Annotated in this window: 11 protein-coding genes and 2 pseudogenes; 1 reads left to right on the forward strand and 12 read right to left on the reverse strand. The window is 36.8% G+C overall.

Features of this window, described 5'->3' with window-relative positions; genetic code table 11:
- Nucleotides 1–17 precede the first annotated feature (17 nt).
- The 10 genes and pseudogenes from L647_RS0112730 to L647_RS0112775 form a co-directional block, all read right to left on the reverse strand.
- Nucleotides 18–1,796 (reverse strand): sugar phosphorylase, encoded by a 1,779-nt coding sequence (locus tag L647_RS0112730; protein ID WP_024611430.1) that lies wholly within the window; start codon nucleotides 1,794–1,796, stop codon nucleotides 18–20.
- A gap of 57 nt (nucleotides 1,797–1,853) precedes the next feature.
- Nucleotides 1,854–3,074 (reverse strand): glycosyl transferase, encoded by a 1,221-nt coding sequence (locus tag L647_RS0112735; RefSeq protein ID WP_024611431.1) that lies wholly within the window; start codon nucleotides 3,072–3,074, stop codon nucleotides 1,854–1,856.
- Nucleotides 3,067–4,812 carry an HAD-IIB family hydrolase gene (locus tag L647_RS0112740; protein ID WP_024611432.1) on the reverse strand — a complete coding sequence of 582 codons (1,746 nt, stop codon included), beginning with the start codon at nucleotides 4,810–4,812 and terminating at the stop codon, nucleotides 3,067–3,069. The genes L647_RS0112735 and L647_RS0112740 overlap by 8 nt, the downstream gene beginning before the upstream one ends.
- A 145-nt stretch (nucleotides 4,813–4,957) precedes the next feature.
- Nucleotides 4,958–6,176 (reverse strand): annotated as a pseudogene (locus tag L647_RS01000000124170) (uracil-xanthine permease family protein).
- A 9-nt stretch (nucleotides 6,177–6,185) separates the two neighbouring features.
- Nucleotides 6,186–6,815, reverse strand: coding sequence for a uracil phosphoribosyltransferase (upp, locus tag L647_RS0112750; protein WP_024611433.1), 630 nt, complete (start codon nucleotides 6,813–6,815; stop codon nucleotides 6,186–6,188).
- A gap of 146 nt (nucleotides 6,816–6,961) precedes the next feature.
- Entirely contained in the window at nucleotides 6,962–7,918 is a 957-nt protein-coding gene (locus L647_RS0112755; RefSeq protein WP_024611434.1) for a kinase, read from the reverse strand.
- A 173-nt stretch (nucleotides 7,919–8,091) separates the two neighbouring features.
- Nucleotides 8,092–8,236, reverse strand: a pseudogene (locus L647_RS1000000125855) (Mobile element protein); the annotation flags it as partial.
- 248 nt (nucleotides 8,237–8,484) lie between these two features.
- On the reverse strand, nucleotides 8,485–8,823 hold the full coding sequence (locus L647_RS0112760) for a hypothetical protein (RefSeq protein WP_024611435.1): 339 nt from the start codon (nucleotides 8,821–8,823) through the stop codon (nucleotides 8,485–8,487).
- 166 nt (nucleotides 8,824–8,989) lie between these two features.
- Nucleotides 8,990–9,235, reverse strand: a complete 246-nt coding sequence (locus L647_RS0112770) for a hypothetical protein (RefSeq protein WP_024611436.1) — start codon at nucleotides 9,233–9,235, stop codon at nucleotides 8,990–8,992.
- Nucleotides 9,236–9,391: 156 nt separating this feature from the next.
- Entirely contained in the window at nucleotides 9,392–9,820 is a 429-nt protein-coding gene (locus tag L647_RS0112775) for a LysM domain-containing protein (protein WP_024611437.1), read from the reverse strand.
- 998 nt (nucleotides 9,821–10,818) lie between these two features.
- Here L647_RS0112775 and L647_RS0112780 point away from each other — a divergent pair.
- A complete protein-coding gene (locus L647_RS0112780; RefSeq protein ID WP_024611438.1) occupies nucleotides 10,819–11,211 on the forward strand; it encodes an antitoxin Xre/MbcA/ParS toxin-binding domain-containing protein in 393 nt (130 codons plus the stop codon).
- A 7-nt stretch (nucleotides 11,212–11,218) separates the two neighbouring features.
- Here L647_RS0112780 and L647_RS0112785 read toward each other — a convergent pair whose 3' ends face one another.
- Both L647_RS0112785 and L647_RS0112790 read right to left on the reverse strand, forming a co-directional pair.
- The gene (locus L647_RS0112785; RefSeq protein WP_024611439.1) at nucleotides 11,219–12,622 is read right to left on the reverse strand and encodes a TnsD family Tn7-like transposition protein; all 1,404 of its coding nucleotides are present in this window, start codon (nucleotides 12,620–12,622) and stop codon (nucleotides 11,219–11,221) included.
- A gap of 2 nt (nucleotides 12,623–12,624) precedes the next feature.
- The gene (locus tag L647_RS0112790; protein ID WP_139015443.1) at nucleotides 12,625–13,530 is read right to left on the reverse strand and encodes a hypothetical protein; all 906 of its coding nucleotides are present in this window, start codon (nucleotides 13,528–13,530) and stop codon (nucleotides 12,625–12,627) included.
- Nucleotides 13,531–13,579 lie beyond the last annotated feature (49 nt).

Raw genomic sequence — 13,579 nt, forward strand, 5'->3', positions numbered from 1 at the left:
TTTATATATACGTTAAGCTATTTTATATTACTTAACCACACACTTTGATATGGCTCCATTTCAATAGTGAGCTGCCCTTCTTCTATCAGTTTATCAGCAATTAAATCAAACCACTGCTGTGTATCTATTAAGTTTAAATCAGCTAACTTAAGTGTTTCAGGCTTATCACTAATATTGTAAACACAAAATACACTTTGTTGTCTGTCGATACTTTGGCGCCAAAAACCAAACAAACCTCCCGCTAAGTGCAGTGTAAACTGCGTTGCATTTGGATGAAATGCACTTTGCTTTTTGCGTACACCCAATAACGATTTAATACCGTTAAATACTTTGTGATGATGGCTGTATTTTTCACTGATCGCAGCTAATAGTTTAGATTCTTGCCAACGATGACGGTTAATAGCCCTGTTATGCTGTGAGTTTTCAAAACGCTCATAATCGTTTGTTGTGCCTAATAAACTATGAATATACAAACCTGGTATGCCTTCAAGCGCAAACATAATTGCATGGGCACACATAAATCGTTCAAGCCCAAACTTATCAGGCCCATTGTGCGTACCTTGTAGCGCATCAAATAATGCAATATTGAGTTCATAAGGCGTATGGGTGCCATCGTTACTAGTACGCATAGATACCCGACCACCAAACTGCATAGTGGTTGTAACTAAAGAAGCCACTTCGCTTGGCTGTAGTAACCCCTCAATTGGACGAAGCCCTACCCCATCATGCGATGCAATAAAGTTAAAATAAGCGGTGCCATTTTGTGCCGGTGGCATACTCATCATCCAATGTTTAAGGGCGGTGCTATCACCACTTAATAATGTATGTAGCAATAATGGCGGCAGTGCAAAATTATAAATAGCATGCGCTTCATTTGCGTTACCAAAATACGATAGGTTTTCTTGATTTGGGATATTTGTTTCGGTAATTATAACCACGCTTGGCTCTACGTGCTCAATAAGCGTGCGCATTAATCTAACAGCTTCGTGTGTTTGCGGTAAATTAATACAATTTGTATTTAGTTGCTTCCATAAAAAAGCAACAGCATCGAGTCTAAATAAGCGCACACCATTATCTAAATAATGGCGAATAATACCCACAAACTCTTTTAGAACATCAGGGTTTGCAAAATCAAAATCAACTTGATCGTGACTAAATGTACACCATACATGCTTTTCGCCGCTAGGCGTGTTCACAGTATGTAAAAGCGATGATGTGCGTGGACGCACTACTTGGCTTAAGTCATCATTTAAACTGGCTGTTTTAAAGTAATCTTTACCTGGGTGTAAATCGTTTAAAAAGTTTTCAAACCATATACTTCTGCTCGAACAATGATTAATAACTAGATCAGCCATTAGCTTTACGTCTTTGGCTATATTTTTAATGTCTTGCCAGTCACCTAAAGACTCGTTTACTTGCGCATAGTTCATTACCGCAAAGCCTTCATCAGAGCTGTACGGATAAAAGGGAAGTATATGCAGAGCATTAAGTTGCATATCACATTGCTCTTTTATAAACCTATGCAATGTTTTGAGCGGTGCTTCAATTGGGCTCGATACTGCAAATTCGCTATCATCATGCTTAATAATTGAGTCGCCATACGCAATTAAAACAATATCATGCTCATCCCATCTATTAGTGTGCGGTGTAGGATCGCGCAGTGGACTGCTACCTAAAATAATTTTAATAAGTTGCTGAGCAAGCTCAGTAACCGGTAAAGGTAATTCAACACCGTCATAAATTATCCGAAGATGATGCTCAACCTGTTGTAAAAATAATTCGTTAACTGTACTCACATGCGCCCCTTTTTATTTTTAATTACTTAACCTGACCTCAGGTTACTTATTTTTGGGTTAGCTATATTCTTCGTTATCAAGCTCTACCGCTTCTTTTAAGCGTTCAAGCACGTCTGGCATTGCTGATACAACACGGTTCCAACTTGGCACAAATGGCGCTTCCATCGGGTTGTCTAAAAAGTGTTGACCTGCATTCATAATATTTTGTGCAAACATTTCTACTGCTTTTTCCTCTTGATGCACATCAAGCGTTAAACCATTCATTATTGCGTCGTTGTGGTAGGTTTCTATAAAGTCTAACCCAATACGGTAATAGGTAGCTTTAAGTGAGCGAATAGTTTCACTGGTAAACGTAACACCTTGCGTTGCTAGCTTTCTAAATAATGCTTTGGTGATATCAATCGACATTTTAGATAACCCAGCACTTTGGTCGTCAAGCGATAGTTCTTGATGTTTATGATCGTAGTTATCGGCTATATCTACTTGGCATAATCGGTTATGCGAGTAGTTACGGTACATCTCGCTTAATACGCCAATTTCTAATCCCCAATCGCTTGGAATACGAATATCGTTTAGTACGTCACGTCTAAACGAAAACTCACCCGCTAATGGGTATCTAAACGAGTCCATGTATTCTAAGTAGTCGCGGTTACCTAATATTGTTTTAAATGAACGCAGTAATGGCGTAACTAATAAACGTGATACACGACCATTAATTTTTCCATTTGCTGTACGCGGGTAAAAGCCTTTGCAGAACTCGTAGTTAAAACGAGGATGCGCCACTGGGTAAATTAGCTTAGCAAGTAAGCTCCTATCGTAGGTTAAAATATCGCAATCGTGCAATGCTATAGACTCTACTTCCGCCGTTGCTAGCTTATAACCCATGCAATACCAAACGTTTCTGCCTTTACCAAGCTCTCGTGGTGCAACGCCAAGTTCTTGTAGTTCTTTATCGAGTGCTTGCAAGCGAGGACCGTCGTTCCATAATACTTTATGATTTTGATTTAGTTCTTTAAAAAAGCTGAGCGCATGACGATACTGTGCTTCATCTGCCCTGTCGAGACCAATTGTAATTTGTGATAAGTAAGGTACTTCGCGTAATTCGCTTACTATATTTTTAAGTGCAGAGCCTTCCAATTCGCTATATAGCGAAGGCAATATAAGCCCCATTGGACGCTGCTTGCTAAACCCTAATAATTCTTTTTCTAGGTCTTCAATTGGTCGGTCAGCAATATTGTGTAACGTAGTAATTACGCCATTTTGGTAAAAATCAGCCATGAGATATTTTCTCCTCAGTAATACTTAAAATACTGTTAATACACGGTAGCGATGTTATTTCTTCAATCCATCCTTGTGGAGCAGGTAATTGTGAATAACGCGCTTTATTGTGTGATAATTTAACCGGCTTTTTGCTTGCCGGATTTGCAATAATAATAGCGATATTTGCTTGCTCTAACATTTGTTTATCGTTATCGCTATCGCCCAATGCTATAACTGTGAGAGGCTTTCTAAAATGATGGGTAAACTGTTTAACTAACCACTGCTGTGCAGCGCTTTTGTCTGTATTTTTGGCAATATGAATAAAGCGGCCACCTATTTTTATATCGTAACCAAGCGCTTTAACATCTTGCACAAAGGTGTTTAGTAAGTCATCGCTGCCATACCAATAAAGTGGGTCTGAATAATCTCGTGTTTGTGCACGCTTTGCTTGTGCATCGGTTAATCCTGTAAGCTCAGATATTTGCTCGCTTGTTAAGTTACTGAACAATTTATAATGAGCTTTATACTGTGTATCAAGTGACTCTAAATCGCTCAGTAAGCTCGATAAAGGCTTAGCAAGTGCAAAACACCAGTATTCTCCTACTTTTTTACAACCAATAGGTTTTAGTTCAAAGTAGTTTTCAGGTATGTAAACTGCCGCGCCATTTTCAACAATAAAAGGTTGTTGAATACTTAACTCATTTTTTATTTCAGCTACTTCACAAAACGTTTTACTGGTATTAAATACCACAGGAATGTGAGCACTTTGCAATTGTTGTAATAACTCACTCACATTACTGGTATTGTAATCTGCGTGGTCGAGCAAAGTACCGTCAAGATCAGTAAATATAATAGGCTGCAAGGTATCGTCACTAATTAAATGCATACCGCTTATATCGCGATTGCTATCAAGCTCTATCAGTGCATTTGCTTTTGTGCTGAGGGTGTTTAAATTTTCGCGAGTGATCCGTTCAAAATGAGAAATAAACCACACCAATTGTTCACTATTCATGGTACCTGTACCGGCACCTTTTTTAGCAATTAGTTTTTGCTCTTGCTCTTGGCGCCATGTAAACACATCACCAAAACTTGGCGCTTTAAGCATAACGGTATAATCAATTTTATTAAAAATTGCCTTATACTCATTCGCCAAACAGCTGTTTATACAACGGCGCCAAACGCCCTCTTTATCATGAAGTTGCTCTAATTCGTTAAGTGGTTCACTCAATGAGAATAGCGGTTGCGGCTCGCTACCTACACACCACCCTTCTAAAATAACAATATCGACGGGCGCTGCGTTAGTTAACCACTCATTTTGAGGAGCACAATCATCCTCGTGCTTATTAAAACTCGGTAAAGGCACATTTATATCACCCGCTAATAAACGCGAAATGGTGCTATTCATTAATTCGGTATCATGTGTACCTGGTACGCCACGCGTCGCAAATAAAGGATGAACATCTTCAGCTAACTGTTTACGTTCTTGTTTAGTTAAATAAAAATCATCTATCGACAGCGCAACGCTGTTTAGTGCCGTATTTTTTGAAAACCACGTTACTAAAAAATCAGCTAGCGTGCTCTTTCCAGAACCTTGGCAGCCGTTTATAGCAACAAAAATAGGAGTTGATGTTTTTTTTGATTCGAGAATGTCATGCGCAAGCGGAACAAAGTATTGCTCACTCAAATATTGATACTTTAAAGGCAGTTGGTGCTTTGCTAAAAACGGGGTTATATCCACAATATTGGCCTCTGACATAGTAACTCCTTGCATATAATGCGTTCTGTAGGGTTAAATGCAGGTACTAGACCAATATTATTTTTGTATATTTTTTAATGAGTTAAAAAAATAGCGCATTTAAAATGCGCTATTATGGTGCAAACTAATTAGCTAATGTGCAAAATTAAGCGGTCTCAGATTCTGCTTTTGGTAATACTAAGTTAAGTATAATACCTAAAATAGCGCATAAGCTTACGCCTTCCAAACTAAATTGGCTGCCACCAATATGCATACCACCAATACCACACACTAAAATAAGCGCGACAATACTTAAATTACGCGGTGCAGTTAAATCATCACCCGACTTAACAAGTGTGTTTAAACCAACAACAGCAATAGATCCAAAAAGTAAAATCATAATACCGCCCATTACAGGCACAGGTATTGTTTGTAGCCCTGCGCCCATTTTAGCTATAAATGCCAAGGCAATAGCAATAACTGCAGTCCACATCATTACTTTTGGATTAAAGTTTTTAGTTAGCATAACCGCACCTGTTACCTCTGAATAAGTGGTATTAGGTGGTCCACCAAATAATGAAGCTGCCGATGTAGCTAAGCCATCCCCAAACAGAGTACGGTGCAAACCAGGCTTTTTCAAAAAGTCTTTATTGGTTACTTGGCTAATAGCCATCATATCGCCAATGTGTTCAATTGCAGGCGCAATAGCAACAGGCACCATAAATAAAATAGCCTGCCATTTAAATTCTGGTAACGTAAAATTAGGTACAGCTAACCACTGTGCATTCGTTACAGCGTCAAATTGTACAACACCTAAACCAAGCGATAAGCCATAACCCGCTACAACACCAGCTAATATAGGAATAAGCTTAAATACGCCCTTTCCCCATACTGCAAAAATAAGCGTAACCACTAACGAAAACATCGAAATAAAAATAGCACTGTTGTAATCAATTAATTGCAAACTGCCATCGCCACTTTTACCCATTGCCATATTTACAGCAACAGGCGCAAGCGCTAAACCAATAACCATTATTACGGGGCCTACAACCACAGGCGGTAAAATTTTATGAAGCGTTGCTACGCCTTTAAATTTTACTAATAAGCTCAACAGCATATACGCAAAACCTGCCGCCNGGTACTCCCCACATTTGTACGGCAGCAATTATAGGTGCAATAAAAGCAAATGAAGAGGCTAAAAATATAGGCACTTGACCTTTAGTCACTACCTGAAACAACAAAGTACCAAACCCTGCTGTAAACAATGCCACACTCGGATCGAGCCCAGTTAATAGCGGGACAAGTACCAACGCACCAAACGCTACAAACAGCATTTGTGCACCAGTTAAAATAGTTTTTATCGAAAAAGTGGCATTATTTTGCACTGAAAGCTCCTAAACTGTTCCAAATATCTTATCGCCTGCATCACCTAAACCAGGCACTATGTAACCTTTTTCGTTTAAGTGGCTGTCTACTGATGCGGTAAATATTTCTACGTCTGGGTGAGCTTCAAGTGTTTTTGCAACGCCCTCTGGTGCCGCTACAAGTATAATTACTTTAATTTCTTTACAGCCTGCTTTTTTAAGCATATCGATAGTGGCAATCATTGAGCCACCCGTTGCAAGCATTGGGTCAATTACTAGGCTTAAACGCTCGTCAATATTGCCTACTAACTTTTCAAAATATGGGATTGGTTCTAATGTTTCTTCATTACGTTGAAGCCCAACAACACTTACTTTAGCAGCTGGTAATAATTGCATTACGCCGTCCATCATACCAAGGCCTGCACGTAAAATTGGCACTACCGTGATTTTTTTACCTTTAATATGCTGCACATTTAATTTGTTACCATCCCAGCTGGTAATTTCGTTGTCTTCAAGTGGAAGGTTTTTGGTCGCTTCGTAGGTTAATAATGTGCCTACTTCAGAACACAATTCACGAAAGCTTTTAGTGCTTATGCCATGCGCGCGCATTAAACCTAATTTATGTTGAACAAGAGGGTGAGAAATAACGTGAATTGCCATGATATAAACCTACTGATACAAGAATTTGCAGTATTTTATATTAAAAAAGGTCATTTGACCTGTAGTTTTAAAGAGATTTTCATACATCGTGCCAAAATGTATTGTTTTGCTTGATATTTATGCAAGAGACTAACAAAACTTGTTTATTAAATGTTACTCGCTAACCAGCTATTTACCTGCTTAAGCATATAGCTATTAACTTTATAATGCTCAGGACTCCAGCCGGCCAAAAATCGATAAAAATCAGCCCAAGCAGCAGACCATAAACCAAGCCAATCATTAGCTATTTTATCTGCAGGTGCTTTTGGGTGATAAGTAGTAATAGCCGCTTTTAAATTATCAAAATAATATGCAAGGTATTCATCCGCACATTCATATAATTGTGTATCACTTAAACAACTGGTCATAAAATACATTACATCAATTATTCCGCTACCGGCACCTATATACTGAAAGTCGTACCCACGTATTTCACCACACTCACTAGTTGCAAAGTTGGCAAGTTTAGCATCGCCATGAATAAGCGTTTTATACTCACAATTTTGTAGCTGCTTATCTATTTTAAGCGCAGCGTGTTTAATATCGGACTTTTTATCATCCGCTGCTTTAAGTTTATTAAACTCATCTGGCCGTGTGCTTAAATGCCAATAATTACCTTGCTGCCATAACCCATCTGCAGGCTTATTTAAGTTAAACGCATGAAAGTGTGCAAGCCATTTTAATATAGCTTTAACATGTTGCTGCCCTGCTTGAGTAAACCCATGTTTGGTAAAGTCTTTAAACACTAGTGCGTATTCATCATCTTTATTAATAGCGCTTATACAGTCAATACTTTGCGCATGTGTTGGTAAATGCTGGCTATAAAGCTTATAAAAAGTGTATTCAACGCTATAGGAGTACTGCTTTCTTTTAAGTGCAACTTCGCTTTGTTTAATTTTAGGATGATTTATATAGCTGGGGATTTTAATCGCCTTAATAACGCATGGCTCATTATCAAGCTGGCACTGCACAATACTGCCACAGCCACTCCAAAGCGATGTTAGCGTATCGCCAATTTCAATTTGCTTAAAATGAGGTAGTAATAAAGGGATATAAAAGGTCATTGTTAACAGTTCTACTATTTATTTTAGTAATATTAATTTAAAACAAGGTCATTATTTGCTTAATGCAAAACGAATATACATTAGCAATAAAAGTAAAAATAGTGCATTGTCAATTTAACTAATTTTTAATGGATGACCAAAATCACTGCCCCACTGCACTTATCTTCAACTCAGCCTCGTCTATGTTCGTAAGACTTACCTGTAAAGTGGTCTTCACCACACAGAAAAGCACGACGCACGCAACGTGAAATTCAGTGAAATACAGTGATAATATTTTGTATCAACCAAACTTACTTGACGATTTCTTACTACAGCCACGAGTCACCTGCTTGTTTAATGTACTAGCTAAAATTTAGTCATTAACTTAAAAAAGCGGAAGTTTAGGTTGGATGTCTGGTTTATTTGAGTTTATTTAGAACCGATAGGAAAGATGCAAAGCTGATGTTAGTAAAGCCAAATTAGTTCACAAAGAGGATTAAGAAGCGCTTCGCTTTTAGAGGGTTAGAGCAGCTTTTAATAGGCAGAATTAGTGCATTTAAAGTCAGATGTATCAAATTAAGGTTTGGTCACTTTAACTTTTTTAAAAGTAGTCCTAATAGAGCCAAAACAAACACCATAGATGCTGAAATATAACCATGATAAAAATACGAATTGCCCTGCTCAAAATAAACTGCTTCTCTAAAGGTAGGATCAGCGTACATATCATAAAAACCATAAGCGAGACATGCAGAAATAAGTGCAGCAAATAGAGGAGCCAAATTAAACCGTAATGAAGCAATAAGCACTAACATACCAAGCGCAATGCTTAGTAGCCACATATTCGAAATACTCGGTACTTTATCAGATACCTCTGCATAACTTACCGAAGGTAATGAAACTAACAACAAACCAACTATTTTTTTCATTCAGTAACTTCCACTAAAATTTTAACTTTACTTGAAGTTATATAATCTAAAATTTTATCTGTCATTGTACTACCCATAACACCGCCACCGATACAGTCGCAACTAACTAGACAGTCACTCTAATTGTGATGGGTGGTGTGGGGGTTAGAGACCTCCAGCAACCCGATTAGGTGACTTTATATTTTAGTAACTGCTCATAACAATCTAGCACCTTATCCATGCCGCTGTCTTTATCGTAATTTTCGCTGGTTACGACATCATAATAAACCCTATAGAGCGGACCATTAATTCCATCAATAGTATTTATAAAATATGGGTTTCCTGATCCGATATCGCATATTGCAACTGGGATATACCCATCTTTCTTTGCAAAGGCGCCAGGGTAACAGTCGTTAAGTTCTTCATTGATCATTCTTTAGGTTGAGCTGAGGTACGAAGCCCAATAGATTGTTTTAGATATGAAAGGGTTGGGCTGCTTATCGTTAGACCAACCTATCTAGCGAATACAAGACACACCCAAAAGGTGGGGGTGTCTTTTAAAATTCTATAAATAAATACTGAGTTAAAATTATAGAATTATCAATACCTGTCCAATACGTATGTTGTTTACATGCTTAATCTGATTCAATTTTGCAAGCTTCTTCACACTAATTCCAGTTTTTGCAGAAATAAGTGACAAATTATCACCAGAACGAACAGTATAAAATTTTTGTTTAGTCTTAGTAGGCTGTTTTACCACTGTCTTTGTAACGACAACCTTCTTGGTTGGGGTACTTTTAACAACAACTTTCTTGTTATTATTCTTAACGTTCTTAGTAACAACTACTGTTTTCGTATTATTCTTACTAACGTTTTTATTTACCTTCTTGGTATAGGTAACTTCATTTTGTTGTTTATGGTTATCAGATCCGCTGTTGTTATCCGCTGATGCCACGCCTGCAAAAGTTAAAGCCAAAACCGAAAGAGCTGTTACTAAAGTTAATTTTACGTTTTTCATTTTATTTACCCTTGATTAAATTTATTGGTTTAAATTCGTTTGTTGCTTTTGTTCAAACGTTGAAAGTATTTTACATTAGATAAATGCAAACTTGGGTAGAGAAGAAGTAAAAAATAATTGGGTCAATGCATGGACTCCTTCTAAATAGAAACATAACGAGCCTGTAGATTAACCCGTATTTTTATTTTTTTATTGATACATAAACCATAGCTGAGTTCCTATTTTGGTTCAATCTATTACTGTACTTTTACGCAATATATAGAAAAGCGTTTAGTATTGTTTTAATTGGCGTTTTGGAAGCTATTACTGGTATTTGAGTGGCTTTAATTTAGGTTAAAAGGGCTTACCTTCTTAATTTATCGTGTTTTCAGCTTTTCTATATTATGGCAAGGCAATACTGTTACCGTACAATAAAGGCATTCACTTTCACCAGACCGCGTAAGGTCAATTTATTCATGCCATTATTGTACCACTACAGATCCCTGAATTTAAATTACACATAGAGACGACTGCATAATTGACATTCTAATTTCTACTTTAAAAACACATAAAAAAGCCCCGCTTATTTTTACACAAGCGGGGCTCCACACTAATTTTTTAATCAACAATAAAAGCGCCGATTGTCAGTTTTGAATTAAGTTTGTGATTTTAGTCACCGACACGACTGTAATTAATACTAAGGGGATATTAATAAAGTTTGTGATATTAACCAATTATAATCAATAAGACTCAGCCTAATATTAATTAAGATTGTGATGATAAATTGACAGCTTTAAATTTAGAATATATTAAAAACCGCTTAGATTAGATAGGTTGCTTTTATGTTATTAGTTATTTTATATTGTTAATCACGTTACATCTAATGAATAGAAAATACAAGTGCATTTTTCCTAGTCAAAAATTTACATGAATGAGATTACTGGTAGATGAAGTCGTTGCTCAAGTGTAGTTTATGAGCTAGATTTAGATATAAACAAATAATATGAATGTGGGTTTTAATGGCTGATTTAACAAATGAAATTTCTGAAGTATCCGGTGATAAAATAAGTGCTATTGCAATCAAAACATTTTTTAACATCATGGATGAATGGGAAGTCCCAGCGGCCAATCAAGCGAACTTACTTGGATTAAAAGAGGCTGAAAGCCTAGATAATTTCAAAATAAGCACTCCGGTAACTCTTACTGATGAAATCTTAAAACGTATTTCTTATATCCTAGGTATATACAAAGGTTTGGGTAATTTATTACCGACAAGAACACAAAGTAATAAATGGATTAAAAAACCTAATGTAAATTTCGGTAGTCTCTCTGCTCTTGATTATATGTCACAGGGCGAAGTCTTTAATTTACGAGAAGTTAGGGAGTATATCGATGCGCAAATAAACAATTAGAGTAATTTTAATATCTTATAGATGCAGGTACGTGCCCATACAACCATTCTGTATCATAATTGTACAACCAGTGGTATGTAGATGTAATCGCAAGCTGTATTTTTCTTCTGGTCTTCGCTTCATTATGAGCTAAATAGTGTAATAATTTTTCTCTTTCAATTTTACGTTTTTTGTAGTGACGCCTTTTAACCCTGAGCTCAACGATATCTGGATGTAATTTTAAAATCTTTTCAATAGTACCCTCATGACGTTCAAATTCCATCGCTATATTTTTAGTTGAATATCCGGCTAATAGCTTGAAAATAATCGTCTTACGCTCTGCTTGTAGCATAAAGTGCTTTTTGGCTTTTATATTTAGGCCACTTTTTTTAGCTATTTTACGGATATAATTTATAGACATCGTGGTCGTTTCGGCAATTTCATGGAGTGTGTACTTTTTCTCAATCAACTCAATAATCATTTCAGATCCACCCAATGATTGAGTAAAAGCTAAGTTAGCGCTAGAAGCTAATACGAAATCATCATAGTTCCTATCAAAGCTACGTATTTGATGGACACTTTTAAATAGATACACCATTATCAATAAATGCTTTATGGGTGTAAACGTACTATCAGAGCGATAAAAAATGGCCTCTGGAAATACCTCACTCTGTTTTGCAGAGAACACATCTGAAATCTCATCAATATTAAAAAGTGGTTCCCAGTATTGGATTAATTGCTCTCGCAATAGCGTCATCCGAACCGACCCCTTTCGCGTTACCATACCTCTATATCTCAGTGCGATTATATATAACGCTTTAAGACTATGCTGAAATGAAAATGGGGTATCATAAAGGTAGTTAATAAACTGCGTTAATTTAACGGCTTTATCACTTGCTAATACGTGCTGGCATCTAGACCAATTAGGCCAGTTTTCAAATGCGTATTTCGTTGCTAGTTGCTTCTCCAGTATACACTTATGTCTGAGGCATACATGAGCACCCGGTAATTGATGACGTATATGCCAATACGCAACACCAACCTCAGATTCATCATCTCGGGCACATTGCGGACAAAAATAGAGCACTTTCTTTTCATAGTTCTTAGTGGCTGTGAGCGACTGACAAGTGAACACCTTTTTCGATTCTGACTTGAGTAATCCTGACATCACAGACTTATATTTAGAGGGTGATAAAAATACTCTACAAGCAGGTAAAATCGTATGTTCACGAATTATATACTCAATATCGACCCCACTTAATTCGCTAAGTTTTGGTAGAAAAGATGGAAAGTCAGAAAAATATAATAGTGAGCAAGATCCAAAAAGGTGGTCGAGACTATGCATTTTATTAGTTTTACATTGCAATACGGCTAAGCGCTGAATCAAACTAAATACAGTTTCACCGTCTAACCAAGTAGGACATGTCTCCATTGTTATTTACCCCATTTCTTAAACGATCCGAAAAGCTCATTTCGCTCTTCAATACTCAGAAAAACCCAACCTAAAAGTGCATATATTACAGGTGAGTAGCATGTAGATTTATTTAAAATACACCCAAGAGTTAGCTCCTTATAATATTTAACTGCATCATAAGTAACTTTTTTGAAAGTAAATAATTTATAGGCTCCAGTTTCGTTGTATTCACTCACTAAATGCTTTTGTGCTTCGTTTCGTCGTGTGCTTAATCTACTCTTCGGAGTAAAATTATCATTAGTATTAATGATCTGATTAACACAATCAATTAAAGCTAACTTATCAACATATATTCCTTTATTTGATAAATGGTGAAGCTCTTCTAACCACGTTTCAAACGGTGTAAGTATATTTATTTTCACTGATGGGGGTAATAAAGTATTACAAACGATACATCGTTCTAAAGATTTAAATGCTTTAAGTTGCTTATATTCAGGTGTTTTAATATTGCAAAATTTACAGCAAGAATTCAGAATCAATTTATGACGCGGACAACGAATTAACCGAGGGTCCTGATGGCTATTTCTCCAGAAAGAATACCCATAATCTGAAATATCATTTCTCGCGCACATTTTACACCAACGCAATTGAAGATCAGTTACATGAAGTATTTGGCTGTCTTTTTTTATGCTGTCACAAAACTCTATCGCCTTATCTAGCACTGCTCCATAAAAGTTAAAGTGACCAAATTGTGTTGTCCTTAATAGAAACCAATTAAGGTCCAAGCCGGAGGGCAGTTCCCATACTAGTTTTTTAATAAATGAAACCTTCAAGTACTTACTCAAGCTTCTATTTTTATTGAATTTACTTTCTTTAAAAAGAGGGAAACTATTATGTACCCCCTCCCATCTCAAAATAACACTCATGTAATGCTCGTCAGGGTGAATTACGGGTATGTATTGTGACTTGGGTAGC

The sequence above is a fragment of the Pseudoalteromonas sp. TB64 genome, assembly GCF_000498095.1.
Taxonomy (GTDB): domain Bacteria; phylum Pseudomonadota; class Gammaproteobacteria; order Enterobacterales; family Alteromonadaceae; genus Pseudoalteromonas.